Raw genomic sequence first — 22571 nt, 5'->3', positions numbered from 1 at the left:
GCCCTGCATAAGTATCCGCAGGTCGACTCACGAGGTCGCCCTCACTACCAAAAATGACAACAAATCATGAGGCCAACATGCTTAAACACGCAGTCATTCCGTTATTAGTCAGCGCCGGTTTAATGGCTGCTGCACCTTTCGCCCAAGCGGCGAGCAACCTGGTGTTCTGCTCCGAAGGGAGCCCGGCCGGTTTTGATCCAGGCCAGTACACCACCGGAACAGACTTCGATGCTTCGGCCGAAACCATGTTCAACCGTCTGACCCAGTTCGAGCGCGGCGGCACCGCTGTTGTTCCTGGGCTCGCCACGACCTGGGACGTTTCCCCGGATGGCCTGACGTACACCTTCCACCTGCGTGAAGGCGTCAAGTTCCACACCACCCCGTACTTCAAGCCAACTCGTGAATTCACGGCTGACGACGTACTGTTCACCTTCAACCGGATGATCAATAAAGACGATCCGTTCCGTAAAGCCTACCCGACCGAGTTCCCGTACTTCACGGACATGGGTATGGACACCAACATCAAGAACATTGAGAAAGTCGATGACCACACCGTCAAGTTCACCCTTGGCACCGTGGACGCCGCCTTCATCCAGAACCTGGCAATGAGCTTCGCCTCCATCCAGTCGGCTGAATACGCCGCCCAGCTGTTGAAGGAAGGCAAGGCACAGGACATCAACCAGAAGCCAATCGGCACTGGTCCGTTCGTGTTCAAGAGCTACCAGAAAGACTCCAACATCCGTTACACCGGCAACAAGGATTACTGGAAACCTGAAGACGTGAAGATCGACAACCTGATCTTCGCCATCACTACCGACCCGTCGGTGCGTATCCAGAAGCTGAAGAAAAACGAATGCCAGGTGACCCTGTTCCCACGTCCGGCCGACCTCAAGGCGCTGGGTGAAGACAAGGACCTGAAACTGCCGCACCAGGCCGGTTTCAACCTGGGCTACATCGCCTACAACGTAATGCCGGTCCTCAAGGGCCAGACCGCGCCTAACCCGCTGTCCGACCTGCGCGTGCGTGAGGCCCTGGACATGTCGGTGAACAAGCAGCAGATCATCGACTCGGTGTACCAGGGCGCAGGCCAACTGGCTGTCAACGCCATGCCGCCAACCCAGTGGTCCTATGACACCACCATCAAGGATGCGCCGTTTGATGTGACCAAAGCCAAGGCTTTGCTCAAGGAAGCCGGCGTCAAGGAAGGCACCGAGATCACCCTGTGGGCGATGCCGGTCCAGCGTCCGTACAACCCGAACGCCAAGCTGATGGCCGAGATGCTGCAGAACGACTGGAAACAGATCGGCCTGAAAGTGAACATCGTCAGCTATGAGTGGGGCGAGTACATCAAGCGTTCCAAAGGCGGCGAGAACCAAGCCATGATCATTGGCTGGAGCGGCGACAATGGTGACCCGGACAACTGGCTGAACGTGCTGTTCGGCTGCGATTCCCTGGCCGGCAACAACTTCTCCAAGTGGTGCGACAAGAAATTCGACGGCATCGTGAAAGAAGCCAAGGCGACTTCCGACGTAGCCAAACGCACCGAGCTGTACAAGCAGGCGCAACATATCCTCAAAGATGCAGTCCCGATGACACCTATCGCGCACTCGACGGTGTATCAACCCATGCGCAACAACGTGCAGGACTTCAAGATCAGCCCATTTGGCTTGAACTCCTTCTACGGCGTGAGCGTAAGCGGCAAGTAAGGATCTCTGGCGGCGACGTTTCATAACGTCGCCGTTATTGCATCCGCCAAGACCGTAGGAAACAGACCACCTCCGCACACGCTGCCGTCCTACGGCAGCTAACTGCGAATCGCGGCTCCGTTACCTACAAGGTCTGTCAGATTCGTTGCATTTACTGCCTGGCTCCCGACCCATAACGTCGTGGTACGGCAGACGCATCGTCTCTGTAGGGCAACTGCCGTTGTGGGATCAGTGTTGTCGCAAGGTCGTGAATGACCTTGCGATTGCTCACTGACGAAAACAACAAACAAGGATCGGGATTGTTATGCGCCATACCACCGTTCTATCCGCGATATTTGGCACCAGCCTGCTGGCTGTGGCCTCGATGGGCCAGGCTGCCGAGAAAAAGAGCCTGGTGTTTTGCTCCGAAGGCAGCCCGGCGGGCTTCGACACCGCGCAATACACGACGGCCACCGATAACGACGCCGCCGAGCCTATCTACAACCGCTTGGCCGAGTTTGAAAAAGGCGCGACCAATGTCGTACCGGGCCTGGCAACCCGTTGGGATATTTCCGAAGACGGCCTGACCTATACCTTTCACCTGCGTGAAGGGGTGAAATTCCACGGCAACAAGGACTTCAAGCCGACGCGCGACTTCAACGCCGACGACGTGCTGTTCACCTTCAATCGCATGCTTGACCCCGAACACCCGTTCCGCAAGGCCTACCCCACCGAGTTTCCGTACTTCAACGGGATGAGCCTGAACAAGAATATCGCCAAGGTCGAGAAAACCGACCCGCACACCGTGGTGATGACCCTGAACACGGTCGACGCCGCGTTTATCCAGAACATCGCCATGAGCTTCGCCTCGATCCTGTCGGCTGAATACGCCGACCATTTGCTCAAGGTCGGCAAGCCCAGCGACATCAACCAGAAGCCGATCGGCACCGGGCCGTTCGTGTTCCAGCGCTACCAGAAAGACTCGCAGATTCGCTACACCGGCAACAAACAGTACTGGGACCCGAGCCGCGTGAAGCTCGACCAGCTGATCTTTGCGATCAACACCGACGCCTCGGTACGGGTGCAAAAGCTCAAGGCCGGCGAATGCCAGATCACCCTGCACCCGCGCCCGGCCGACGTCGAAGCCCTGAAGGCCGATCCGAAGCTGCAACTGCTGACCAAGCCAGGCTTTAACCTCGGCTACATCGCCTATAACGTGCGGCACAAGCCCTTCGACCAGCTCGAAGTGCGCCAGGCCCTGGACATGGCGGTGAACAAGCAGAGCATCCTCAACGCCGTGTACCAGGGCGCGGGGCAACTGGCGGTCAACGCCATGCCGCCGACCCAGTGGTCTTACGACGACACCATCAAGGACGCCGCCTACAACCCGGAAAAAGCCAAGGAATTGCTCAAGGCTGCCGGCGTGAAGGAAGGCACCGAGATCACCCTGTGGGCGATGCCGGTACAACGGCCGTACAACCCCAACGCCAAGCTGATGGCCGAAATGCTGCAAAGCGATTGGGCAAAGATTGGCCTCAAGGTCAAGATCGTCAGCTATGAATGGGGCGAGTACATCAAGCGCACCAAGAATGGCGAGCATGACATCAGCCTGATCGGCTGGACCGGCGACAACGGTGACCCGGACAACTGGCTGGGCACCCTCTACAGCTGCGACGCCATCGGCGGGAACAACTACTCCATGTGGTGTGACCCGGCGTACGACAAGCTGATCAAGCAAGCCAAGGTCGTCACCGACCGCGAACAAAGGACTGTTCTATACAAACAGGCGCAGCAACTGCTCAAGCAGCAGGTGCCGATCACGCCAGTCGCCCACTCGACGGTCAACCAGCCGTTAAGCGCCAAAGTCGAAGGTTTCAAAGTGAGCCCCTTCGGCCGCAACGTGTTCTCGGGCGTCAGCATCAACCCATAAAAAGATAACCGGATTGCGCAGGGCGAGCATTCGCCTTGCTGCAAACGTGCAGCCTTATTTCGGGTTTTACCCATGGGCAAACGTTTGCAAAGGCTTGAACGAGTTACACACCCAATAGCCGGTTCACCTAAAAAGACCGGCATTAAAAAGAGAACCAAAGGAGCTTCACCCATGAAACTGAGCAGCACCGCGCTACTGGCCCTGGCCATCAGCAGCATCACGGCTAACGCCTACGCTGATCCTGCAAGCCAGGACTTCGTTCCAACCACACTGGCCGGCACCAGCGCCCAAAGCGAGGCCAAAGGCTTTATCGATGGCGCAAGCCTGGGCGGTACAACCCGCAACTGGTTCTCCAACGAACAACGCTTCCGTGGCAGCAAGTTCACTTACCAGAAGCACGGCGAAGCCCGTACTGACAACTACCGTACCAACTGGGTGCAAGGCACCATCCTCAACGCTACCTCGGGTTTCACCCAAGGCACCGTTGGCGTGAGCACTGAAGTGGCGGTCTACAACGCTCTGGTCCTGGACCGCAGCAAGCGCGACATCAAGGGCGGCTCCAACCGTACCCTGGCCGACTCCGACGGTGACGCTGTAGACCAGTGGAGCAAACTGGGCCTGGCCAACGTCAAGTTCCGTGTCTCGAACACCACCTTGACCGCCGGTCGCCAGAACTTCAGCAGCGGCATCATCGACACCATCGGTAACCGTGCACTGCCTTCGAGCTTCGAAGGTGTGAGCTTCAACAGCGAAGAGTTCAGCAACCTGTCCTTCCAGGGCGGCGTGTTCGACCGCGTTTCGCCACGGACCGAGCAGAGCCTGTCGAAATTCCGTACCGAATACGGCAATGGTCGCCAGGAAACCGACAAGGTCAACACCCTGGGCGTCAACTACCAGCCGTTCAAGAGCCTGAAGACCAGCCTGTTCGCCGCTAACGTGGAAGACTTCTGGAACCAGTACTACTTCGGTGCTACCCACGAGCTGGGTGACAGCCAGACCCTGTCCCTGACCACGGGCCTGAACTACTACAAGACCGTCGACGAAGGCAAAAAGTTGATGGGCAAGATCGACAACGATACCTACTCGCTGTCGTTCGGCCTGACCCACCAGGCTCACAGCCTGACCTTCTCCTACCAGGCCGTGAACGGCGACGAGTACTTCGACTACCTGCACGAAACCAACGGCATCTACCTGGCCAACTCCCTGACGTCCGACTTCAACGGTCCGAACGAGAAGTCCTTCCAGATCGCCTACGGCATCAACATGGCCGAATACGGCGTGCCGGGCCTGAAGTTCAACGTCTACTCGGCACGTGGCTGGGGTATCGACGGTACTCACTACACCGGCGACGGCGGCCGCGCTGGCTTTGCCTACAACGGCATTCAGGCCCAGGACGGCGAAAAGCACCAGGAATACGGTGTAGGCGCGGCTTACGCGATCCAGAGCGGCGCACTCAAGGCCACCACCATTCGTGGTACCTACGTGACTCACCGTGCCAGCGCCAACCAGGCTGACGGCAACCTGCGTGAGTTCCGCCTGGTGACCACCATCCCGTTCAACATTCTTTAATCAGCGCCAGGTCGGCGGCGGGCTCAGGACGAGCCCGCCGCCTACGCTTGTCTGGTCCAATCGATTGCAGAGGGCTCTTAGATGAAAATGCTCCCGTTACAAGCCGCCATTGCCGCTGCGCTGTTGAGCGTTGCTGTCGGCATCTCGGCCAAACCGTTGGTCGTCTGCACCGAAGCCAGCCCGGAAGGCTTCGATCCGGTCCTGTACACCACGGCTGTCACCGCCGACGCCGCGGCCGAAACCATCTTCAACCGCCTGGTGGACTTCAAGCCCGGCACCACCGAAGTGATCCCGGCGCTGGCCAAAGACCTGCCCGAGATCAGCGCCGATGGCCTGACCTACACCTTTCACCTGCGTGACGACATCAAGTTCCACACTACCGACTACTTCAAACCCACGCGCAACATGAACGCCGACGACGTGCTTTGGAGCTTCCAGCGCCAGCTGGACCCGAATCACCCGTGGCACAAAAAGTCCAACGTGGGCTACCCATACTTTGAAAGCATGGGCTTCAAGGAACTGCTCAAGAGCGTAGAGAAGACCGATGACCACACCGTGGTCTTCACCCTGACCCGCCCTGAAGCACCGTTCCTGGCCGACCTGGCCATGGCGTTTTCCTCGATTCACTCCGCCGAATACGCCGACCAGTTGCTCAAGTCCGGCAAGACCGATGACCTGAACGCCAAGCCCATCGGCACCGGCCCGTTCATCTTCACACGCTACGCCAAAGACGCCCAAGTGCGCTTCAAGGCCAACCCGGACTACTTCCGTGGCAAGCCGCCGGCTGACCCGCTGATCCTGGCCATCACCACCGACAACAACGTGCGCCTGCAAAAGCTCAAGGCCAACGAATGCCAGATCGCGCTGTATCCGAAACCGGATGACGTGCCGAGCATGAAGGCCGACCCGAACCTGAAGGTCGCGGAACTGGCGGCGATGACCACCGCCTACACCGCAATGAACACCACCCACAAGTACATGAGCGACGCCCGGGTGCGTCACGCGATCAACATCGCGTTCGACAAGAAAGGCTACAACGAGTCCCTGTACGGCAAAGGCAACGCAGTCGACGCCACCGGCCCTTACCCGCCCACCTTGCTGGGCTTCAGCGACAAGCTGAAGAACCCGCCCCGCGACCTCGACAAGGCCCGCGCCCTGCTCAAGGAAGCCGGCGTACCGGAAGGCACCGAAATCACCCTGTTCACCCGCAACGGCGGCGGCCCGACCAACCCCAACCCGATGCTCGGCGCCCAGCGCATGCAGGCGGACCTGGCGCAGATCGGCCTGAAAGTGAACATCAAAGTCATGGAATGGGGCGAAATGCTCAAGCGCGCCAAGAATGGCGAACATGACATGGTCTCCGCCGGCTGGGCGGGGGATAACGGGGACCCGGATAACTTCCTCACCCCGAACTTGAGTTGCGATGCAGCGAAAAACGGCGAAAACTACGCCCGCTGGTGTAACAAGGAGTTTCAAGACTTGATCGACAAGGCGCGCGCCATCGCTGAACCCACCCAGCGCGCTGCACTCTATGAACAAGCAATGGACGTTTTCGACAAGGACCAACCATGGATTCCCATGGCTTACCCGAAAATGTTCACCGCCATGCGTAAAAACGTCGAGGGTTATACCCAAAGCCCTCTGACCACAAATAACTTCGCCACCACCCAGGTGAAGTAGATAAGAGACGCTCGGCACCGTCGACATTGACGGTGCCGAACCTGCCTAACCGGCTGATTGAGGTACACAACAAGATGTTTAGTTTTATTGCCCGCCGATTGGGGTTATTGATCCCCACGTTTTTCGGCATCACCTTGCTGACCTTCGCGTTGATTCGCATGATCCCTGGCGACCCCGTCGAAGTCATGATGGGCGAACGACGAGTCGACCCCGAGATGCACGCTCAGGCAATGGAACGCCTTGGTCTGAATAAACCGCTCTACGCGCAATACCTGGATTATGTCGGCAAGCTCGCCCACGGCGACCTCGGCGAATCCCTGCGCACCCGTACCAGCGTGTGGACTGAATTCACCGCCCTTTTCCCTGCGACCCTGGAACTGTCCATGGCCGCCCTGTTGTTCGCCGGCATCCTGGGGCTGTTAGCCGGGGTGATCGCGGCCTTGAAGCGAGGATCCCTGTTCGACCATGGGGTGATGGGCATCTCCCTGGCGGGATATTCGATGCCGATCTTCTGGTGGGGCCTGATCCTGATCATGTTCTTCTCCGTCAGCCTGGGCTGGACGCCAGTCTCCGGACGGATCGACCTGCTCTACGACATCGAGCCGCGCACCGGCTTCATGCTGATCGACACCCTGCTGGCCGACGAGCCGGACGCGTTCTGGGACGCGTTGCACCACCTGATCCTGCCGGCCATCGTGCTCGGTACCATCCCGCTGGCCGTTATCGCGCGGATGACCCGTTCGTCGATGCTTGAAGTATTGCGTGAAGATTACATCCGCACCGCCAAGGCCAAGGGCCTGTCGCCGGCGCGCGTGGTGTTCGTCCACGGCCTGCGTAACGCCTTGATCCCGGTACTCACCGTGGTCGGCCTGCAAGTCGGCACATTGCTGGCCGGTGCGGTCCTGACCGAAACCATCTTCTCGTGGCCCGGCATCGGCAAATGGCTGATCGAAGCCATTGGCGCACGGGATTATCCCGTGGTGCAAAACGGCATCCTGTTAATCGCCTGCCTGGTGATTCTGGTGAACTTCGTGGTGGATATCCTCTACGGCTTCGCCAACCCACGCATCCGTCACCAGCGCTGAGATCATGACCATGACCACACCTACTCCCGCGGTAGCAGTCGATCAAAGCCTGCTGTACCCGTCCCCGTACAAAGAATTCTGGCAAGCCTTCTCCAAGAACAAGGGCGCCGTTGCCGGCCTGCTGTTCATGTTGCTGGTGGTGTTTTGCGCGCTCTTCGCCCCTTGGGTGGCCCCGCATAACCCGAGCGAGCAATACCGTGACTTCCTGCTGACCCCTCCGGCCTGGCTGGAAGGTGGGCAGATCCAGTTCCTGCTGGGCACCGATGAACTCGGACGTGACCTGCTGTCGCGCCTGATCCAGGGTTCGCGCCTGTCGTTGCTGATCGGCTTGTCGTCGGTGGTGATGTCGCTGATCCCGGGGATCCTGCTGGGCCTGTTCGCCGGTTTCTTCCCGCGCCTGCTCGGCCCGACCATCATGCGCCTGATGGACATCATGCTGGCCCTGCCGTCGCTGCTGCTGGCTGTGGCCATTGTCGCGATCCTCGGCCCTGGCCTGATCAACACCGTGATTGCGATCGCGATCGTGTCGCTGCCGTCCTATGTCCGTCTGACCCGCGCTGCGGTGATGGGCGAACTGAACCGTGACTACGTGACTGCCGCCCGCCTCGCCGGCGCCGGCCTGCCGCGCCTGATGTTCGTCACCGTGCTGCCGAACTGCATGGCGCCGCTGATCGTTCAGGCCACCCTGAGTTTCTCCTCGGCGATTCTCGATGCTGCCGCCCTGGGCTTCCTGGGCCTTGGCGTACAACCGCCAACCCCTGAGTGGGGCACCATGCTGGCCTCGGCCCGCGACTACATCGAACGCGCCTGGTGGGTCGTGAGCCTGCCTGGCTTGACCATTTTGCTCAGCGTGCTGGCAATCAACCTGATGGGCGACGGGCTGCGCGATGCGCTGGACCCGAAACTCAAGAATGCCGCCTGAGGAGATTCCCATGTCACTGCTAGAAATCAAGAATCTCAATGTCCGCTTCGGCGACAAGACCGCCGTGCCAGTGGTCGATGGCCTCGACATCTCCGTCGACAAAGGCGAAGTACTGGCGATCGTTGGCGAGTCCGGTTCGGGTAAATCCGTGACCATGATGGCGCTGATGGGCCTGATCGAGCACCCCGGCATCGTCACCGCCGACGCCCTGAACTTCGACGGCAAGGACATGCTCAAGCTGAGCAACCGTCAGCGCCGGCAGATCGTCGGTAAAGACCTGGCGATGGTCTTCCAGGACCCGATGACCGCCCTGAACCCCAGCTACACCGTGGGTTTCCAGATCGAAGAAGTGCTGCGCCTGCATTTGAAAATGTCCGGCAAGCAAGCGCGCAAGCGTGCCATCGAACTGCTCGAAAAGGTGGAAATCCCGGGCGCAGCCAGCCGTATGGATGCCTACCCGCACCAGCTGTCCGGTGGTATGAGCCAACGTGTGGCCATCGCCATGGCGATTGCCGGCGAGCCGAAACTGCTGATCGCCGATGAACCGACTACTGCGCTCGACGTAACCATCCAGGCCCAGATCATGGACCTGCTGCTGGCCTTGCAGAAAGAGCAGAACATGGGCCTGGTGCTGATCACCCACGACCTCGCGGTAGTGGCCGAAACCGCCCAGCGCGTGTGCGTGATGTACGCCGGCCAAGCCGTGGAAGTCGGCCAGGTGCCGCAGTTGTTCGACATCCCGGCGCACCCGTACAGCGAAGCGTTGCTCAAGGCGATTCCAGAGCACAGCCTGGGCGCCACGCGCCTGGCCACGCTGCCGGGTATCGTTCCCGGCCGTTATGACCGCCCGCAGGGTTGCCTGCTGTCGCCGCGGTGCCCGTATGTGCAGGAGTCCTGCCGCGCCCAACGCCCGGGCCTTGACCCGAAAAGCAACAGCCTTGCCCGCTGCTTCTACCCGCTGAATCAGGAGGTGGCGTAATGGCCGTCGTACTTACCGCCCGCGACCTGACCCGTCACTACGAAGTGTCCCGTGGCCTGTTCAAGGGCCATGCCCTGGTGCGCGCACTCAACGGTGTGTCGTTCGAACTGGAAGCCGGCAAGACCCTCGCGGTCGTGGGCGAATCCGGTTGCGGCAAATCCACCCTGGCCCGCGCCCTGACCTTGATTGAGGAGCCGTCTTCCGGCTCGTTGAAAATCGCCGGGCAAGAAGTCGCCGGTGCCGACAAGGCCCAGCGCAAGCAACTGCGCAAAGACGTGCAGATGGTGTTCCAGAGCCCTTACGCCTCACTGAACCCGCGCCAGAAGGTCGGTGACCAACTGGGCGAGCCGCTGCTGATCAACACCAACCTGTCTGCCGCCGAGCGCCGGGAAAAGGTCCAGGCGATGATGAAGCAAGTGGGCCTGCGCCCTGAGCATTATCAGCGCTACCCGCACATGTTCTCCGGCGGCCAGCGCCAGCGGATCGCACTGGCACGGGCGATGATGCTGCAACCCAAGGTGCTGGTGGCGGATGAACCGACCTCGGCGCTGGACGTATCGATCCAGGCCCAGGTGCTGAACCTGTTCATGGACCTGCAGCAGGAATTCAACACCGCCTACGTGTTCATCTCCCACAACCTCGCGGTGGTGCAGCACGTCGCCGATGACGTAATGGTGATGTACCTCGGCCGCCCGGTGGAAGTGGGCCCGAAGGAAGACATCTACGCACGCCCGCTGCACCCGTACACCCAGGCGTTGCTGTCGGCGACCCCGACCATTCATCCGGACCCGAACAAACCGAAGATCAAAATCGTCGGCGAGTTGCCCAACCCGTTGAACCCGCCATCCGGCTGCGCCTTCCACAAGCGCTGCCCGTACGCGACCCAGCTGTGCAGCACCGATGAACCGGTGTTGCGACCTCTGGACAACCGCCAGGTGGCTTGCCACTACGCGGAGCAATTTGTGGTCTGACGTGCAAAAAAAATGCTCTGGAGGGTGAGTCCAGAGCATTCCAGTGTTCTACAGCCCTGCTTGTCGGATAGCGCATCTGTTCGGCAAGCGGGGCTTTCTTTTGCCTGCGTTACTTATGTATCGCTGTCGCCATCGTTGTAGGTGTCGCTGTCTTCGCCATCATTGTCCGGGTTCTCGGCATCGTCATCGTCCTTGGAACCGCCCTGGTTTTCGTCACCGGGCTCGGATTCACTCTTGGCCAACTGCAAGCCACCCGCCTGCACCGTCTTCGCCGCCACAAACCCCGTGCCATGGCTTTGCACAGCCGTATTGGCCCACGCGGCAGACATGCCCAATGACATCATCACCAGCACTTTGAGCAACAGCACCACACGTTGAAAGATACTCATGGTCGAATTCCGCCCAGTCAGGAGTTGAACTGCGTACGACAGCTGTCCACCGTCGCCTTGCTTCAAACTAGTCCCGAACTGAAGTTTTCGCCAATGAAACAACCTGAATAGCAGCCAAAGAAAAAGGCGAAGCCATCACAGCTTCGCCCTCTCTTATATCGCTAACCCTTAGTGATGCTCACGGGTCGCGCGGAATTTCACATCCGGCCAGCGCTCTTCCATCAGCGCCAGGTTGACCCGAGTCGGGGCCAGGTAGGTCAGGTGACCACCGCCGTCGATCGCCAGGTTTTCCACGGCCTTGATCTTGAACTCTTCCAGCTTCTTCTTATCGCTGCAGTCGATCCAGCGCGCGGAGTACACGGTGATCGGCTCGTAGGAGCATTCCACCTTGTATTCCTCTTTCAGGCGACTGGCCACTACATCGAACTGCAGCACACCGACGGCACCGAGGATGATGTCGTTGCTGCGTTCCGGGAAGAACACCTGGGTGGCACCCTCTTCCGCCAACTGCTGCAAACCCTGGCGCAGTTGCTTGGATTTCAGCGGGTCACGCAGGCGTACGCGGCGGAACAGTTCCGGGGCGAAGTGCGGGATACCGGTGAAGCCCAGCACTTCGCCTTCGGTGAAGGTGTCACCGATCTGGATGGTGCCGTGGTTGTGCAAGCCGATGATATCGCCGGCATACGCTTCTTCCAGCTGCTCACGCTCGGAGGAGAAGAAGGTCAGGGCGTCGCCGATGCGCACGTCCTTGCCGGTACGCACGTGGCGCATTTTCATGCCTTTTTCGTATTTGCCGGAGCAGATACGCATGAAGGCGATACGGTCGCGGTGCTTGGGGTCCATGTTCGCCTGGATCTTGAACACGAAGCCGGCGAATTTCTCTTCCACAGGCTCCACGGTACGCTCGTTGGCAACCCGGGCCAGCGGCTTGGGGGCCCAATTGACCACGGCATCCAGCACGTGATCGACACCGAAGTTGCCCAGGGCGGTACCGAAGAACACCGGCGTCAGCTGGCCGTCGAGGAATTCCTGCTGGTTGAACTCGTGGCAGGCGCCCTGCACCAGTTCCAGCTGGTCGACAAACCGGTCGTACTCGTCACCCAGGTGGGCGCGGGCTTCGTCGGAGTCGAGCTTCTCGATGATTTTCACATCGGTACGTTCGTGGCCGTGGCCGGCGGTGTACACAATGATGTAGTCGTCGGCCAGGTGGTACACGCCCTTGAAGTCGCGGTAGCAACCAATCGGCCAGGTGATCGGCGCAGCCTTGATCTTCAGGACGGCTTCGATTTCGTCCAGCAGTTCGATCGGGTCGCGGATGTCACGGTCGAGTTTGTTGATAAAGCTGACAATCGGCGTGTCCCGCAGGCGGCACACGTCCATCAGCGCGATGGTACGTGGCTCGACGCCTTTACCGCCGTCGAGAACCATCAGCGCCGAGTCCACCGCCGTCAGGGTGCGGTAGGTGTCTTCGGAGAAGTCTTCGTGGCCCGGGGTGTCGAGCAGGTTGATCATGTGGTCGCGATACGGGAACTGCATGACCGACGTGGTAATGGAAATACCACGCTGCTTTTCCATTTCCATCCAGTCGGAGGTGGCATGGCGGTCGGATTTACGGGATTTCACCGTGCCGGCCACCGCGATCGCCTTGCCCATCAGCAACAGCTTCTCGGTGATGGTGGTTTTACCGGCATCGGGGTGGGAAATAATGGCGAAAGTGCGGCGTTTCGCGACTTCGGCGGCCTGGTGGGTCATGGGAAATCGCCTGGCAGGTGAGTCAAAAAAGGGCGGCGAGTATAGCGCAAACCCGGGGTGACGGACCACCGTTCACCCCATTGGGGGTGGCTAATTGCTGCCAAGTATGGAACCTTTTAAAAGGTAGAGACGTCCACTCCCCTGCTATCGCACTCGTAACAGGGGCTGAAAAATCAGCAAGTTAGCCTGACGAGGCTGCGCTCATGGCTCGACCGCATACCGCGTTGCCGGTAGGGGCGAGCTGCTATTCGCGACCATATTCGCCGACAGCCAGGAATGGCATTGCCGCTCGGAAATGTGTTCGCCGACAAAAGAAAAAAGGAGTCCGCCTGTGGCTATTCGCTATGGCAAAGGGCTGATAGGAGGAGCGGTTGTCGTCGCTCTCCTGGCCCTGCTGGTCCACTGGATCGGCATCAACACGATCGAACTGTACCGCGACGATTTGTTGTTTTACCTGCAAGCTCACTTGATCCTCGTCCTTGTTTCGATGCTGGCCGCCCTGATCGTAGGGATTCCCGCCGGTATCCTGCTGAGCCGACCCAACATGGTCGGGCGCGCAGAACGCTTCATGCAGATCTTCAACATCGGCAATACCGTCCCTCCCCTGGCCGTACTGGCCATCGCCCTCGGTGTCCTTGGCATCGGCAGCGGCCCCGCGATCTTCGCGCTGTTCCTCGCCTCGTTGCTGCCCATCGTGCGCAACACCTATGAAGGCCTGAAAAACGTTCAAGGTTCCCTGAAAGAAGCCGCCGTCGGCATCGGCATGACGCCGCGCCAGGTGCTGTTTCGCGTGGAATTGCCCAACGCCGTGCCGATCATCATCGGTGGTGTACGCGTGGCCCTGGCGATCAACGTCGGTACCGCGCCCCTGGCGTTCCTGATTGGCGCCAACAGCCTGGGCAGCCTGATCTTCCCCGGCATCGCCCTGAACAATCAGCCGCAACTGCTGCTCGGCGCCGCATGCACCGCGCTGCTGGCCTTGCTGCTCGACGGTCTGGTGACCATGGCCAGCCGCCTTTGGCTGGAACGCGGGTTGCGTCCGTCTTAAGGCTTTGGCCCCGTCTTGGGCCTGAAACAGGAATTCACATGAAAAAACTGACATTGATATTGAGCTGCGTCCTGCTGTTCGCAGGGTTTGCGCAAGCCGCTGAAAAACCGGTCATCCGCATCGGTGCCCGGGTGTTCACTGAACAGACCCTGCTCGCCGAAATCACCTCCCAGTACCTGCGCACCAAGGGTTACGACACCCGTGTGACCGGCGGCCTGGGCAGCAACCTGGCACGCAGTGCCCAGGAAAGCGGGCAACTGGACCTGATCTGGGAATACACCGGCGTGTCGCTGGTGGCCTACAACCACGTCGACGAGAAGCTCGACAGCGAACAGTCCTACGCCCGAGTGAAAGAACTCGACGCGAAAAAAGGCCTGGTCTGGCTCTCCCCGTCGAAATTCAGCAACACCTACGCCCTGGCCCTGCCAGAGAACGTGGCCAAGGAATTCCCGCAGATCAACAGCATCAGCGACCTGACCGCGGCACTGGCCGAGAACACCAAGGAAAACCGCCTGGTGGCCCTGGACACCGAGTTCGCCAACCGTTCCGACGGCATGGCCGGCATGGTCAAGCTGTACGACATGAACCTGACCCGCAAGAACACCCGGCAGATGGACGCCGGCCTGGTGTACACCGCGCTGCGTAATGGCCAGGTGTTTGCCGGCTTGGTCTACACCACCGACGGTCGCCTGAACGCCTTCAAATTGAAGCTGCTGGAAGACGACAAGCACTACTTCCCGGACTACACCGCCGCGCCGGTGGTGCGTCAGGTTTACCTCGATGCCCATCCGCAACTGGCCGCTGATCTCAAGCCACTGGCTGCGCTGTTCGACGACGAAACCATGCGCCAGCTGAACGCGCGGGTCGACGTCGACCACGAAAGCCCGTCCGCCGTGGCCGCAGATTTCCTGCGCCAGCATCCGATCAACTAAGAGGAGAAGACATGGAATTCCTGAACGCCTTTTCCCATCTTGATTGGGCCCAAGTCCTGCACCTGACCTGGCAGCACATCACCCTGGTCGGCATTGCAGTGATCCTCGCAATCGTCGTAGGCGTGCCCCTGGGTGTGCTGATGACCCGCTTCCCGACGCTCGCCGGCCCATTGCAAGCCAGTGCCACGGTGTTGCTGACCGTGCCGTCGATTGCGCTGTTCGGCCTGCTGCTGCCGTTCTACTCCAAATTTGGCCAGGGCCTGGGGCCGATGCCGGCCATCACCGCCGTGTTCCTCTATTCCCTGCTGCCCATCATGCGCAACACCTACCTCGCCCTCACCGGCGTTGAGCCGGGCATTCGCGAGGCCGCCAAAGGCATCGGCATGACCTTCGGCCAGCGCTTGCGCATGGTCGAGCTGCCGATTGCCGTACCGGTGATCCTCGCCGGTGTGCGCACCGCCGTCGTCATGAACATTGGTGTGATGACCATCGCCGCCACCATCGGCGCCGGTGGCCTGGGTGTACTTATTCTGGCTTCCATCAGCCGCAGCGACATGTCGATGCTGATCGTTGGCGCCGTGCTGGTCAGTCTCCTGGCCATCTTCGCCGACCTGCTTCTGCAATGGCTGCAACGCACGCTGACTCCAAAAGGACTGCTCAAATGATCGAACTTCAAAACCTGACCAAGACCTTCCAAAGCAACGGCAAGACCATCACCGCCGTTGATTCCGTAAGCCTGACCGTCAACGAAGGCGAAATTTGCGTATTCCTCGGCCCCTCGGGCTGCGGCAAGAGCACCACGCTGAAGATGATCAACCGCCTGATCAAGCCGACCTCCGGCAAGATCCTGATCAACGGCGAAGACACCACCGACCTCGACGAAGTGACCCTGCGTCGCAACATCGGCTACGTGATCCAGCAGATCGGTCTGTTCCCGAACATGACCATCGAAGAGAACATCGTGGTGGTGCCCAAGCTGCTGGGCTGGGACAAGCAGAAATGCCACGACCGCGCCCGCGAGTTGATGAGCATGATCAAGCTCGAACCCAAGCAGTACCTGCATCGCTACCCGCGTGAGCTGTCCGGCGGCCAGCAACAGCGGATCGGCGTGATCCGCGCCCTGGCGGCGGATGCACCGTTGCTGCTGATGGATGAGCCGTTCGGCGCGGTCGACCCGATCAACCGCGAGATGATCCAGAACGAGTTTTTCGAGATGCAGCGCGCGCTGAACAAGACCGTGATCATGGTCAGCCACGACATCGACGAAGCCATCAAGCTGGGTGACAAGATCGCGATCTTCCGCGCCGGCAAGCTGCTGCAGATCGACCACCCGGACACCCTGCTGGCCCACCCTGCCGACGAATTCGTCAGCAACTTCGTTGGCCAGGACAGCACCCTCAAGCGCCTGCTGCTGGTGAAGGCTGAAGATGCGGCGGACAACGCGCCGTCGGTCAGCCCGGAAACCCCGGTGGCGGACGCCCTGGAGCAGATGGACGAGCTGGACCGTCGCTACGTGGTGGTCACCGATGCCGAGAATAAGGCACTGGGTTATGTGCGACGTCGTGACCTGCATCGTCAGACCGGTACCTGCGGCCAATACCTGCGGGAATTCAACGCCACGGCGGCGTATGACGAGCATTTGCGCATCCTGCTGTCGCGGATGTACGAGTTCAACCGCTCGTGGTTGCCGGTGATGGATGCGGAGCGGGTGTTCCTCGGGGAAGTGACCCAGGAGTCGATTGCCGAGTACCTGAGTTCCGGTAAGTCCCGTGGGGGCAAGACCAGCATTGTGTCGCCTGCCGAGACAGCACTGGCCTGACCTGACACACAGCGGTCAAAATGTGGGAGCGGGCTTGCTCGCGAAGGCGGAGTGTCAGTCACCGGATGCATTGGCTGATACACCGCATTCGCGAGCAAGCCCGCTCCCACATTGGATCTTCACTGTACCCGCAACACCTCAAATTGCCCCTACCGGGGAACATCAATCCGTCATACCGGTCGGTTACATAAGTAGCTGCACACGGCCGCACGACGAACGCGTGCAAAAACGCGACATTTTTAGTTGATCTATAGCCCCTCACGTCCTAAAGTTCGCGCCGAACGTCCATGCTGGAAACGATCCATCCGGCTCAAGTACTGACGACGAGACAGCAAGGCCAAGGGAAGCGGTTGATCCCATGGCCTTTTTGCTTTCGGCGACATGCCTTGGGAAGTAGGCGAACCAAAGTGGGGATACGGAGGACGTTCATTTGCACCCATTGATCAATCTAGTTTGCCAGTAGGAGTTCCCAGCATGTCGATCCAGGTCGAAGACTATTTCGCGCGCGCCACTTTTGACAAAATGAAGGCGTTCGCCGACACCCAGGAAACCCCGTTCGTGGTGATCGACACCGCGATGATCAGCCAGGCCTACGATGACCTGCGCGCCGGTTTCGAATTCGCCAAGGTGTACTACGCCGTCAAGGCCAACCCGGCCGTCGAGATCATCGACCTGCTCAAGGACAAGGGTTCGAGCTTCGACATCGCGTCGATCTACGAGCTGGACAAGGTCATGGACCGCGGCGTCAGCCCCGACCGTATCAGCTACGGCAACACCATCAAGAAATCCAAGGACATCCGCTACTTCTACGAGAAGGGCGTGCGCCTGTTCTCCACCGACTCCGAAGCCGACCTGCGCAACATCGCCAAGGCCGCCCCGGGTTCGAAAGTGTATGTGCGTATCCTCACCGAAGGCTCGACCACCGCCGACTGGCCGCTGTCGCGCAAATTCGGCTGCCAGACCGACATGGCCATGGACCTGCTGATTCTCGCTCGCGACCTGGGCCTGGTGCCTTACGGCATCTCCTTCCACGTCGGCTCGCAACAGCGTGACATCAGCGTGTGGGACGCGGCGATCGCCAAGGTCAAAGTGATCTTCGAGCGCCTGAAGGAAGAAGACGGCATCCACCTGAAGCTGATCAACATGGGCGGCGGCTTCCCGGCCAACTACATCACCCGCACCAACAGCCTGGAAACCTACGCCGAGGAAATCATCCGCTTCCTCAAGGAAGACTTCGGTGACGATCTGCCGGAAATCATCCTGGAGCCGGGCCGTTCGTTGATCGCCAACGCCGGGATCCTGGTCAGCGAAGTGGTACTGGTTGCGCGTAAATCCCGCACCGCCGTCGAGCGCTGGGTATACACCGACGTGGGCAAATTCTCCGGCCTGATCGAAACCATGGACGAAGCCATCAAGTTCCCGATCTGGACCGAGAAGAAAGGCGAGATGGAAGAAGTGGTCATCGCCGGCCCGACCTGCGACAGCGCCGACATCATGTACGAGAACTACAAGTACGGCCTGCCGCTGAACCTGGCGATTGGTGACCGGATGTACTGGTTGTCCACCGGTGCGTACACCACCAGCTACAGCGCAGTTGAATTCAATGGCTTCCCGCCATTGAAATCGTTCTACCTGTAAACGCACGCCCTGATCGTTCCCACGCTCTGCGTGGGAACGCATCCGGTGACGCTCTGCGTCACGCCGTTAGAGCGGACGCAGAGCGTCCAGGGCGGCATTTCCACGCAGCGCGTGGGAACGATCAAGTTCAATCGCATGCTCTTGATAGATCTCGGCCATTGCCCGTATCTGCGGCTCATTGGCGGCACACAACGCCTTGTGCGCCACCCGCAAGAACTTCAAATTCCCGCCCGCCAGTGCCTTGCGCAACCATTCCAGTGCCGTTTCTATCTCGCCCCGGTCCGCCAACACCGCCGCATAACTGAACTGCCCGCGAAAATCCCCGCCTTCTGCTGACTGGCGATACCACGCCACCGCCGCCTCCAGATCCCTCGGGCAGTACTGCCCTTCTTCCAGATAACGCCCCAGCAGGTTCATCGACTTGGCATGGCCCAGTTCCGCCGCCTGTCGATAACACGCCAGCGCCTGGGCTTGATCCTCGGCAACCCCGCGCCCGGTCGCCAGCAGGTTGGCGTAGTTGTACAAGCCCCAATCCAGCCCGGCCTCGGCCGCCCGACGATATTCCCGGGCCGCCGCCACGGCATCCGCCTCGCAACCCCAGCCATGCTCCAGGCAACGCCCGAGCATATTGCGCGCCATCAAATGCCCGCCCTGGGCGGCGATGCGGAACCAGCGCATTGCCAGTGCTTCATCGCGCTCGATGCCGCGCCCTTCCAGCAGGATTTGCCCGAGCAGCGCCTGGGCATCCACCACGCCCTCTTTCGCGGCGATCAAAATCGCCTGGGCGGCGCGCACCGGGGAGTCGTCGAGCATGCTCTGCAATTGCTCAACGTTGAGTACTTCTTCACGGCGCAATAAAAAGCCCACGCTCAGACCTCAACCCAGCGGCGCAGCAGGTTGTGATAGGTGCCGGTGAGCTGGATCAGCGCGGGGTGGTCGGGCACGTCGCGGCTCAGTTGCTGGATCGCCCCGTCCATCTCGAACAGCAAGGTGCGCTGGCTGTCCTCGCGCACCAGGCTTTGGGTCCAGAAAAACGAGGCGTAGCGCGCGCCGCGGGTCACGGCGTTGACCTTGTGCAGGCTGGAGCCGGGGTACAGCACCATGTCGCCCGCCGGCAACTTGACCCGCTGCAGGCCGAAGGTGTCCTGGATTTCCAGCTCGCCGCCGTCGTAGTCGTCGGGGTCGCTGAAAAATACGGTGGCGGAAAGGTCAGTGCGCACCCGCTCGTGGCTGCCCTTGGACTGGCGCACGGCGTTGTCGATATGGAAGTCGAAACTGCCGCCGGCGGTGTAACAGTTGAGCAATGGCGGGAAGACCTTGTGCGGTAAAGCCGCTGACATGAACAGCGGATTTTTCCACAAGCGATCGAGGATCGCCGCGCCGATTTCCTTTGCCAACGGGTGGCCTTCCGGCAGTTGCAGGTTGTGTTTGGCCTTGGCCGATTGGTGCCCGGCAGTGATTTTGCCGTCGGCCCATTCGGTGTGCGCCAGGGCTTCGCGGATGCGCAGCACTTCCTCGCGAGAGAACAGGCCGGGAATGTGCAGCAACATGGAGGCATTACCTGAAAACAGTGAGACGCCAATGGTAGTGATTCTTATTGACTGTGTACAACCCTACTCCCGCCCAAAGGACGAACGAGATCGTCAAAACCGTAAGCAAAAAGTGTAAAGAACGTAAATTCAGTGCGAATAATAATGTATCGCAATTGATATGAAGTCTTGTTCTCCCTATATTCCGCGGCCTCACCTCCTTGGGGAAAGGACACACTCATGCCGCGCACTTCGATAAAAACACCTGCCAGTTCACCACGTTTGCTGGCCTCGGCCATCGGCGTTGCCATCAGCGCCAGCGCTGCCGCCCAAATGGCGCAAGCTGCTGAAGACACCGAGCAGAAAGGCGAGCGCAACAGCATTTCCCTGGGAGCCACCAGCATCACCGGCCAGGAACAGGACAGCACGTCCTACCAGGTCGAAAAAGCCTCCTCGCAGAAGTACACCGCGCCGCTGGTAGATACTCCGCGCTCGGTCACCGTGGTGCCGCAGCAAGTGCTCAAGGACACCGCCGCCACCTCGTTGCAGGACGCCTTGCGCACCGTGCCGGGGATTACCTTCGGCGCCGGTGAAGGCGGCAACCCGCAGGGCGACCGTCCGTTCATTCGCGGCTTCGACGCCCAGGGCGATACCTACCTCGACGGCGTGCGCGACACCGGCGGCCAGAGCCGCGAGATCTTCGACATCGAATCCATCGAAGTCAGCAAAGGCCCCAACTCGTCATTCGGCGGCCGCGGCTCGGCCGGCGGCAGTCTCAACCTGGTGAGCAAGACGCCACAGGCGCGGGACTTCACCAACGGTGGCTTCACCTACGGCTCCGACCAGACCCGCCGCTATGTGCTCGACGTCAACCGTCAGTTCCTCGACAGCGCGGCCTTCCGCCTGAACCTGATGAGCCACGAACAGAACGTCGCCGGGCGTGATGCCGTCAACTACGACCGCTGGGGCGTGGCGCCGTCGCTGACCTTCGGCCTGGGCACTCCGACCCGCGTCAACTTCAGCTACTACCACATGGAAAGCAACGACCTGCCGGATTCGGGCATTCCGTATGGCTACAGCAACAGCGGCGCAAGAGCCGCCCACGTGCATGACAAGCCAACCGACGGCGGCGACAGCAACAACTTCTACGGCCTCAAGGATCGCGACTTCCGCAAGACCCGCGCCGACATCAGCACGTTCTCCATCGAGCACGACCTGAACGACAACATGACGCTGAAAAACACCCTGCGCCACGGCAACACCGGCCAGGACTATATCGTCACCCAACCCGACGACAGCCAGCACAACGTCAACCAGTTCGGCACCGTGTGGCGCCGCGCGAACACCCGCGTGTCCACCACCGAGACCACCACCAACCAGACCGATCTGTTTGGCAGCTTCCAGGCGCTGGGCTTCAAGAACACCTACTCCACCGGGCTGGAATTCACCGGCGAAGAGACCCGCTACAGCGGCTACACCGTCAGCCCGAACAGCAACCCCGGTTGCCCGGCGCCCGGCAAAGGCGGCCAGTGCACCTCGCTGGGCAACCCGAACCCGGACGATGCCTGGACCGGCAGCATTGCGCGCAACTACAACGGCACCAACACCAAGGCCACCAGCCGTGCCGCCTATGTGTTCGACACCATCGAGCTGGACCCGAAATGGCTGCTGAACGTCGGCCTGCGCTACGACACCTTCGACACCGTGGCCAACACCAATGCGGTGCCGACCGCCACCGTCAAGGCCCGCAGCAAGATCAAGAACGACAGCCAGTTCTTCAACTGGCAGGCGGGCCTGGTCTGGAAGCCGGTTGAAAACGGCAGCATCTATGCCTCCTACGCCACCTCAGCCTCACCGGCCGGCGGCCTGGTAGGTGAAGGCGCCGACGGCAACCCGCTGTCTGCCGGCGCCGCCACCAGCGACCTGAAACCGGAAGAGACCGTCAACTACGAGCTGGGCACCAAGTGGGACATGTTCCACGACCGCCTGTCCCTGACCGCTGCGGTATTCCGCACCGAGAAGAAAAACACACGCATCCTGGTGGACGCGCTGACCTATGAAAACGGTGGCGAATCCCGCGTCGACGGCCTGGAGCTTTCCGCCAGCGGCAAGCTGACCGATCAATGGCAAGTGTTCGCCGGCTACAGCTACCTGAAAAGCGAACTGGTGGACCCGGGCCTGAACGGTCGTAACGGTGTCGTCAGTGCCGGCTCGAACAAAGGCAACCAGATGCCCAACACGCCGAAGAACACCTTCAGCCTGTGGACGACGTATGACGTGACACCCAAGCTCACCATCGGCGGCGGCGCGTTCTATGTCGACGAGGTCTACGGCGATGCGGGCAACACCGTCTACGTGCCGTCCTACACCCGCTACGACGCCATGGCCAGCTACAAGCTGACCAAGAACGTCGACCTGCAGTTGAACGTGCAGAACCTCACCGACAAGACCTACTACGACAAGGCGTATGCCTCGCATTTTGCCAACCAGGCAGCCGGTCGTACGGCCCTGCTGACCACCAGTTTCCATTTCTAAACCGATACAAATGACTGCACGAAACCCCACGCATCGGATGCGTGGGGTTTTTGCGTGTAAAAAAGAATGTTTCTCGACAACTCGCGGCATAATGCGCGCCGTGAACAC

18 protein-coding genes are annotated in these 22571 nt (G+C 60.3%); 14 read left to right on the top strand and 4 right to left on the bottom strand.

The window, feature by feature from the left end:
- The first annotated feature begins 77 nt into the window (after positions 1-77).
- The 8 genes from HX811_RS00410 (at position 78) to HX811_RS00375 (ending at position 10821) form a co-directional block, all read left to right on the top strand.
- A complete protein-coding gene (locus HX811_RS00410) occupies positions 78-1706 on the top strand; it encodes an ABC transporter substrate-binding protein (RefSeq protein ID WP_003216000.1) in 1629 nt (542 codons plus the stop codon).
- A gap of 364 nt (positions 1707-2070) precedes the next feature.
- The gene (locus HX811_RS00405) at positions 2071-3615 is read left to right on the top strand and encodes an ABC transporter substrate-binding protein (RefSeq protein ID WP_371132335.1); all 1545 of its coding nucleotides are present in this window, start codon (positions 2071-2073) and stop codon (positions 3613-3615) included.
- Positions 3616-3786: 171 nt separating this feature from the next.
- The gene (locus tag HX811_RS00400; RefSeq protein WP_003215995.1) at positions 3787-5184 is read left to right on the top strand and encodes an OprD family porin; all 1398 of its coding nucleotides are present in this window, start codon (positions 3787-3789) and stop codon (positions 5182-5184) included.
- Positions 5185-5265: 81 nt separating this feature from the next.
- Entirely contained in the window at positions 5266-6864 is a 1599-nt protein-coding gene (locus HX811_RS00395) for an ABC transporter substrate-binding protein (protein ID WP_177044345.1), read from the top strand.
- 74 nt (positions 6865-6938) lie between these two features.
- Complete coding sequence (locus HX811_RS00390; RefSeq protein WP_003215992.1) at positions 6939-7949, top strand: ABC transporter permease subunit; 1011 nt, start codon at positions 6939-6941, stop codon at positions 7947-7949.
- Between the two features lie 10 nt (positions 7950-7959).
- Positions 7960-8871 (top strand): ABC transporter permease subunit, encoded by a 912-nt coding sequence (locus HX811_RS00385; RefSeq protein WP_003215991.1) that lies wholly within the window; start codon positions 7960-7962, stop codon positions 8869-8871.
- Positions 8872-8881: 10 nt separating this feature from the next.
- On the top strand, positions 8882-9850 hold the full coding sequence (locus HX811_RS00380) for an ABC transporter ATP-binding protein (protein ID WP_008437263.1): 969 nt from the start codon (positions 8882-8884) through the stop codon (positions 9848-9850).
- Positions 9850-10821 carry a peptide ABC transporter ATP-binding protein gene (locus HX811_RS00375; protein WP_003215987.1) on the top strand — a complete coding sequence of 324 codons (972 nt, stop codon included), beginning with the start codon at positions 9850-9852 and terminating at the stop codon, positions 10819-10821. Before HX811_RS00380 ends, HX811_RS00375 begins: the two co-directional genes overlap by 1 nt.
- Before the next feature lie 113 nt (positions 10822-10934).
- On the opposite strand, the gene HX811_RS00370 is transcribed toward HX811_RS00375, so the two are convergent.
- Positions 10935-11210, bottom strand: coding sequence for a hypothetical protein (locus HX811_RS00370; RefSeq protein WP_003215984.1), 276 nt, complete (start codon positions 11208-11210; stop codon positions 10935-10937).
- Positions 11211-11378: 168 nt separating this feature from the next.
- Positions 11379-12962 (bottom strand): peptide chain release factor 3, encoded by a 1584-nt coding sequence (locus HX811_RS00365; RefSeq protein ID WP_003215978.1) that lies wholly within the window; start codon positions 12960-12962, stop codon positions 11379-11381.
- Between the two features lie 331 nt (positions 12963-13293).
- On the opposite strand from HX811_RS00365, the gene HX811_RS00360 reads away from it, so the two are divergent.
- From HX811_RS00360 to HX811_RS00340, 5 genes are all read left to right on the top strand, one after another.
- Positions 13294-14010, top strand: coding sequence for an ABC transporter permease (locus HX811_RS00360; protein WP_003215977.1), 717 nt, complete (start codon positions 13294-13296; stop codon positions 14008-14010).
- A 38-nt stretch (positions 14011-14048) separates the two neighbouring features.
- A complete protein-coding gene (locus tag HX811_RS00355; RefSeq protein WP_177044344.1) occupies positions 14049-14942 on the top strand; it encodes a glycine betaine ABC transporter substrate-binding protein in 894 nt (297 codons plus the stop codon).
- Between the two features lie 11 nt (positions 14943-14953).
- On the top strand, positions 14954-15607 hold the full coding sequence (locus HX811_RS00350) for an ABC transporter permease (RefSeq protein ID WP_003215973.1): 654 nt from the start codon (positions 14954-14956) through the stop codon (positions 15605-15607).
- Positions 15604-16761 carry a betaine/proline/choline family ABC transporter ATP-binding protein gene (locus HX811_RS00345; RefSeq protein ID WP_008437274.1) on the top strand — a complete coding sequence of 386 codons (1158 nt, stop codon included), beginning with the start codon at positions 15604-15606 and terminating at the stop codon, positions 16759-16761. The genes HX811_RS00350 and HX811_RS00345 overlap by 4 nt, the downstream gene beginning before the upstream one ends.
- 474 nt (positions 16762-17235) lie before the next feature.
- Positions 17236-18399 carry a type III PLP-dependent enzyme gene (locus HX811_RS00340; RefSeq protein ID WP_003215969.1) on the top strand — a complete coding sequence of 388 codons (1164 nt, stop codon included), beginning with the start codon at positions 17236-17238 and terminating at the stop codon, positions 18397-18399.
- A 66-nt stretch (positions 18400-18465) separates the two neighbouring features.
- Here the strand turns inward: HX811_RS00340 and HX811_RS00335 are convergent, their stop codons facing one another.
- Both HX811_RS00335 and HX811_RS00330 read right to left on the bottom strand, forming a co-directional pair.
- Positions 18466-19266 carry a tetratricopeptide repeat protein gene (locus tag HX811_RS00335; RefSeq protein ID WP_177036230.1) on the bottom strand — a complete coding sequence of 267 codons (801 nt, stop codon included), beginning with the start codon at positions 19264-19266 and terminating at the stop codon, positions 18466-18468.
- A gap of 2 nt (positions 19267-19268) precedes the next feature.
- On the bottom strand, positions 19269-19949 hold the full coding sequence (locus HX811_RS00330; RefSeq protein WP_177044343.1) for a Fe2+-dependent dioxygenase: 681 nt from the start codon (positions 19947-19949) through the stop codon (positions 19269-19271).
- Between the two features lie 219 nt (positions 19950-20168).
- Here HX811_RS00330 and HX811_RS00325 point away from each other — a divergent pair, with 219 nt between their 5' ends.
- Positions 20169-22463, top strand: coding sequence for a TonB-dependent siderophore receptor (locus tag HX811_RS00325; RefSeq protein WP_087694615.1), 2295 nt, complete (start codon positions 20169-20171; stop codon positions 22461-22463).
- The last annotated feature ends 108 nt before the right edge of the window (positions 22464-22571 follow it).

The organism is Pseudomonas sp. F8002, assembly GCF_013385495.1.
Classification (GTDB): Bacteria; Pseudomonadota; Gammaproteobacteria; order Pseudomonadales; family Pseudomonadaceae; genus Aquipseudomonas.
This window is presented reverse-complemented; position numbering and strand designations above follow the sequence as displayed.

Excerpts from the sequence above, each read along its gene's own strand:
- HX811_RS00390 (WP_003215992.1), top strand. The coding sequence starts at position 6,939 with ATGTTTAGTTTTATTGCCCGCCGATTGGGGTTATTGATCCCCACGTTT.
- HX811_RS00355 (WP_177044344.1), top strand. The coding sequence starts at position 14,049 with ATGAAAAAACTGACATTGATATTGAGCTGCGTCCTGCTGTTCGCAGGG.
- HX811_RS00330 (WP_177044343.1), bottom strand. The coding sequence starts at position 19,949 with ATGTTGCTGCACATTCCCGGCCTGTTCTCTCGCGAGGAAGTGCTGCGC.
- HX811_RS00410 (WP_003216000.1), top strand. The coding sequence starts at position 78 with ATGCTTAAACACGCAGTCATTCCGTTATTAGTCAGCGCCGGTTTAATG.
- HX811_RS00400 (WP_003215995.1), top strand. The coding sequence starts at position 3,787 with ATGAAACTGAGCAGCACCGCGCTACTGGCCCTGGCCATCAGCAGCATC.
- HX811_RS00325 (WP_087694615.1), top strand. The coding sequence starts at position 20,169 with ATGCCGCGCACTTCGATAAAAACACCTGCCAGTTCACCACGTTTGCTG.
- HX811_RS00340 (WP_003215969.1), top strand. The coding sequence starts at position 17,236 with ATGTCGATCCAGGTCGAAGACTATTTCGCGCGCGCCACTTTTGACAAA.
- HX811_RS00370 (WP_003215984.1), bottom strand. The coding sequence starts at position 11,210 with ATGAGTATCTTTCAACGTGTGGTGCTGTTGCTCAAAGTGCTGGTGATG.
- HX811_RS00380 (WP_008437263.1), top strand. The coding sequence starts at position 8,882 with ATGTCACTGCTAGAAATCAAGAATCTCAATGTCCGCTTCGGCGACAAG.
- HX811_RS00385 (WP_003215991.1), top strand. The coding sequence starts at position 7,960 with ATGACCACACCTACTCCCGCGGTAGCAGTCGATCAAAGCCTGCTGTAC.
- HX811_RS00395 (WP_177044345.1), top strand. The coding sequence starts at position 5,266 with ATGAAAATGCTCCCGTTACAAGCCGCCATTGCCGCTGCGCTGTTGAGC.
- HX811_RS00350 (WP_003215973.1), top strand. The coding sequence starts at position 14,954 with ATGGAATTCCTGAACGCCTTTTCCCATCTTGATTGGGCCCAAGTCCTG.
- HX811_RS00405 (WP_371132335.1), top strand. The coding sequence starts at position 2,071 with ATGGGCCAGGCTGCCGAGAAAAAGAGCCTGGTGTTTTGCTCCGAAGGC.
- HX811_RS00375 (WP_003215987.1), top strand. The coding sequence starts at position 9,850 with ATGGCCGTCGTACTTACCGCCCGCGACCTGACCCGTCACTACGAAGTG.
- HX811_RS00345 (WP_008437274.1), top strand. The coding sequence starts at position 15,604 with ATGATCGAACTTCAAAACCTGACCAAGACCTTCCAAAGCAACGGCAAG.
- HX811_RS00365 (WP_003215978.1), bottom strand. The coding sequence starts at position 12,962 with ATGACCCACCAGGCCGCCGAAGTCGCGAAACGCCGCACTTTCGCCATT.